Here is a 3,166-nt window from a genome sequence, read left to right on the forward strand (position 1 = left end):
CAACATCCGAAATAAGGAAGGGATCTCATACAACCACCCCCGGCCCCTCCTTGGCTAAGGAGGGGAGTTTACACCGTGCTCGTAATCTTATCCAGCGGGGGTGTCAGATAAAGTTGCCAACATGTTTGTTTGAAATTTGTGCTAAGTACGCAAAGTCAAAGACGCGAAGCAGGTGTATTGTCCAAAACCGGGACACGGTTTTGGACAAGGCTGCCTTCCTTTGCGATCTTAGCGCCTTTGCGTGAAAAAAATGGGTTGCGGACATGGCCCGCATTAGAGACTGATTATGTCCAGAAAGATACATACATACCCGGATAAGATTCTGACCCAGAAGGCCAGGCCTGTGGAAAAGATCGACGATTATATAATTGATCTTTCCCGGGACATGGCCAGGCTCATGTATGAACACAGAGGTATCGGGCTGGCCGCCCCCCAGGTGGGAGAGTCCCTGAGAGTGGTGACAGTGGACTTAAGCGGGCCTGACAACCAGGAAGACCTTTTTACCTACATAAATCCGGAGATTATCGCTTCCGAGGATGAGACCACCACCGAGGAGGGCTGCCTGAGTGTTGCGGGTTACCAGACCAGGGTCTGCCGGGCCAGGAAAGTTAAGGTAAGAGCCCTGAACCTGCAGGGAGAGGAAGTGATCCACGAAGGAGAGGACCTCTGGGCTGTATGTCTGCAGCACGAGATAGATCATCTCAACGGCATACTGTTTATTGACCATATCAGCCGGCTTAAAAGGGCCATGTATGATAAAAAAGTAAAAAAATGGCTGGAAAACAAAAAAGAATAGTCTTCATGGGCACTCCGGAGTTTGCCCGGATTGTGCTGGAAAAGTTGCTGCAGTGGCCCGGGGGTGCAGTAGTGGGGGTTTACTGCCAGCCGGACCGTCCCAGTGGACGCGGGCGCAGGCTTTCCTTCTCCCCGGTGAAGGAACTGGCTCTGGATCGTTGTCTGCCGGTGCTTCAACCTCCCAATTTCAAATCTCTGGAAGAAGTGGAAAAACTGGCTGATTTCCGACCGGACTATCTGGTGGTGGCGGCCTACGGTCTGATCCTTCCCTCTGCTGTTCTAGACACCGCCTCCGAGATGCCCATCAATGTGCATGCCTCCCTTCTGCCCCTGTACAGGGGGGCAGCCCCCATCCAGAGAGCCATCATAGAAGGCCGCAGCAGGACCGGCATCAGCATAATGCGCCTTACTCCCGGCATGGACGAGGGGCCGGTGCTCATGGAGGAGTCCCTGGCCATAGAAGAACAGGATACCGCTCAGAGCCTGCATGACAAGCTGGCCCTCCTGGGCGGGGATCTTGTGGTCAAAACACTGGAAGCATTGAAGCATGGAAAGATTGATCCTGTCCCGCAGGATCATGATCAGGCCACCTATGCGGCCAAGCTTACCAAGGAAGAGGGCCGCATAATCTGGGACAGGCCGGCAAAGGAAATTCACGACCAGATCCGGGGCATGTATCCCTGGCCAGGGGCTTATTTTGACTGGACCAGTCCATCTGGAAAGACCATTCGCCTGAAGGTCTACCCGGGCAGGGTCGGCGGGGACAGGCCCCCGGAAATAAACCCGGGCACTGTGGCGGGTCTGGAAGATGAGCATCTGGCCATTGCCTGCAGGGATAAAATGTATCTTACAGACAGGGTAAAGCCTGAAAACAGCAGAGAAATGTCCGCCCGCAGCTTTTACTGCGGCTTCATGCAGCAATGCCGGGACTGAATGTCTAGTGCTTACAACCCATAGCTTTTAAAATATAAGATGAGCACAGAAAGCCAGAATTTTCTGGAGAAGGAAATCCAGGATTCCTTTGAGGCCAGAAAGAGGCTGTTCATAGGACTTATTACCGGGACATCCGTCCTTGTATGCCTGATCCTGCTTCTTTTGTGGTATATCCCTTACGTAGGACTGGACAGTATTCATCCCTGGGCACCGTGGGTTATGGGCACGGTGGTGGCTCTGGCCATAGGTTTTATCTTCTGGGTATCCCTGGGTCTGGTCCTGAACATTCTGCTCAAGCGCCCGGTTCTTTACTCCAGGAACCTGCGGGGCATCAGCATAAAATTTTTCCTGCCGCTCATGACCATCTTCGGCAGGCTCCTGCGCATACCCAAACAGAAGATCCGGGCCTCCTTCATCAAGGTGAACAATGAACTTGTATTGTCCGAAAGCCGCAAATATCCCCCGGACAAGGTGCTCATGCTCATGCCCCACTGCCTGCAGAACAGCATCTGCAGCCGCAGGCTCACCTACAATGTAAACAACTGCAAAAGATGCGGTGAATGCAGTATCTCCGGGCTTCTCGATTTAAGCAGCGAGTACGGAGTGCATATGGCCATTGCCACCGGCGGCACCATAGCCCGGAGGATTGTGGTCAACATCCGGCCCAGGCTCATTGTGGCCGTGGCCTGCGAGCGCGACCTCTCCAGCGGCATTCAGGATGCCTACCCCATACCTGTCTACGGAGTCCTGAACGAACGTCCCAAAGGTCCCTGCCTGGATACCAGGGTGACCCTGGAGCATGTAAGACTGGCTCTGGATAAGTTTGTTGATGTCCCGATGCAGGACAGTAAGAGCAGCAGGCGCGGTGCAGATGGGTCAGAGCAGGTTACCGAAAGCAGAGTACAACTCTCAGAGATCAGTCTGAAAAATGCCCCAGGCAAGTGATCCCCGCGCTGTCGCCCTGAACGTGGTTCTTGATGCCCTGCGGCCCGGCCGGGACCTGCAGATGGTCCTGGACAGAAACCTGGACCCGGAAATGGACCTAAGGGACAGGTCCCTGGCCACTGAGCTGGCTTATGGCTATCTGCGCTACAAGGGCCGCCTGGATTTTGTGCTGAACTGCTTTTTAAAGTCTCCGGCCGGGCTGTCCGGGAAAATCAGGGTCCTGATGGGCCTGGCTGCATATGAGATCTTCTTTCTGGAGCGCATCCCTGATTATGCTGCTGTTTCCAGGGCCGTTGCCCTGACCCGCAAGAGATTCGGTTCCCGCATGTCCTCCCTGGTAAATGCAGTCCTGCGCAAATGCTGCAGAGTAGATGCCTTTGATCCGGATTTTTTCAGGCAGGATCATCCCGGAGAAATGCTTTTTTTGTCCAGGTTTTATTCCTGCCCGGAGTGGGTAGTAAAGCTCTGGCAAAAGGACTACGGGACTGATATG

The 3,166-nt window shown here is 54.0% G+C and carries 4 protein-coding genes; all 4 read left to right on the plus strand.

From position 1 onward, the window contains the following. Nucleotides 1-286: 286 nt before the first annotated feature. Entirely contained in the window at nucleotides 287-796 is a 510-nt protein-coding gene (def, locus tag D5S03_RS09340; protein ID WP_008870301.1) for a peptide deformylase, read from the plus strand. Then, nucleotides 772-1,728: a methionyl-tRNA formyltransferase gene (gene fmt / locus D5S03_RS09345; RefSeq protein ID WP_008870302.1), complete on the plus strand. Its 957-nt coding sequence runs from the start codon at nucleotides 772-774 to the stop codon at nucleotides 1,726-1,728. Before def ends, fmt begins: the two co-directional genes overlap by 25 nt. A 39-nt stretch (nucleotides 1,729-1,767) precedes the next feature. Continuing rightward, complete coding sequence (locus D5S03_RS09350) at nucleotides 1,768-2,673, plus strand: DUF116 domain-containing protein (RefSeq protein ID WP_008870303.1); 906 nt, start codon at nucleotides 1,768-1,770, stop codon at nucleotides 2,671-2,673. After that, on the plus strand, nucleotides 2,657-3,166 hold a 510-nt coding region (locus D5S03_RS09355), incomplete at its 3' end, for a transcription antitermination factor NusB (protein WP_287043656.1). The genes D5S03_RS09350 and D5S03_RS09355, both read left to right, overlap by 17 nt.

It is taken from the genome of Desulfonatronospira sp. MSAO_Bac3 (genome assembly GCF_003838035.1).
GTDB classification, from domain to species: Bacteria; Desulfobacterota; Desulfovibrionia; order Desulfovibrionales; family Desulfonatronovibrionaceae; genus Desulfonatronospira; species Desulfonatronospira thiodismutans.

Excerpts from the sequence above, each read along its gene's own strand:
- D5S03_RS09350 (WP_008870303.1), top strand. The coding sequence starts at position 1,768 with ATGAGCACAGAAAGCCAGAATTTTCTGGAGAAGGAAATCCAGGATTCC.
- fmt (WP_008870302.1), top strand. The coding sequence starts at position 772 with ATGGCTGGAAAACAAAAAAGAATAGTCTTCATGGGCACTCCGGAGTTT.
- def (WP_008870301.1), top strand. The coding sequence starts at position 287 with ATGTCCAGAAAGATACATACATACCCGGATAAGATTCTGACCCAGAAG.